General features: G+C 69.5%; 1 protein-coding gene. It reads right to left on the bottom strand.

All coding sequences use genetic code 11. The annotated features are described in order from the left end of the window. Positions 1–371 precede the first annotated feature (371 nt). The coding region (locus EAO76_RS43950; RefSeq protein ID WP_148841787.1) for a peptidase inhibitor family I36 protein at positions 372–649 on the bottom strand (278 nt) is incomplete at its 5' end.

Raw genomic sequence — 649 nt, 5'->3', positions numbered from 1 at the left:
CTGGCCGGCACCGAGGTGAAGGTCGCGGTCTGCGACATCGCCCCGGAATGGCTCCGCGACACGGCCTCCCCCCGCGCCCAGGGCTTCCTGAGCGGCGTCACGGCAACCGCCCGCGACGTACAGCGCCTGGCCCCGTGGCGCGCCACGGCGGTGACGGAGGCGTAGGAGCCGACGCCGATGGCCTTCGGCCGCCGGGAGCCGACGCCGCCCGGAACGGACCGGTGTGCTCGCTCGTTCCTTCCTCGACATTCCGGCCGAGGTTCCGGCCGGCAGCTGATGCCACCGCCCCGTCGGTCCGGAGCCCCTCCGCGATCCTGTCGCGGAGGGGCTCCGGCGCGTCCTGACGTCCGCCGTCGGTCCGGGGTACCGGATCAGACGCAGTTGACCCACTTGTTGGACTTGATGAAGTGGGTGGTGGACCCGGTCAACTTGGAGCCCCGCTTGATGATGCCGCTGCTGCCCGTGTAGTTCGTCCCCGAGTACCACTTGAAGTCGCAGTTCTTGCCGTGCTGGTAGCGGGACTTGAAGCCCTGGAAGACGGCGAACTGGGTCAGGTTCGCGTTGTTCCCCTCCACCTTCTGCATCCTGCCGGTGTAGTTCTCCCCGGACCAGACGCAGTACCAGCCCGACGGGCAGTCCGATGCCGCGG

The sequence above is a fragment of the Streptomyces sp. sk2.1 genome (assembly GCF_008120935.1).
Lineage (GTDB): Bacteria > Actinomycetota > Actinomycetes > Streptomycetales > Streptomycetaceae > Streptomyces.
Note: the sequence above shows the minus strand (reverse complement) of the source record. Positions and strands in the feature narration are given on the sequence as shown.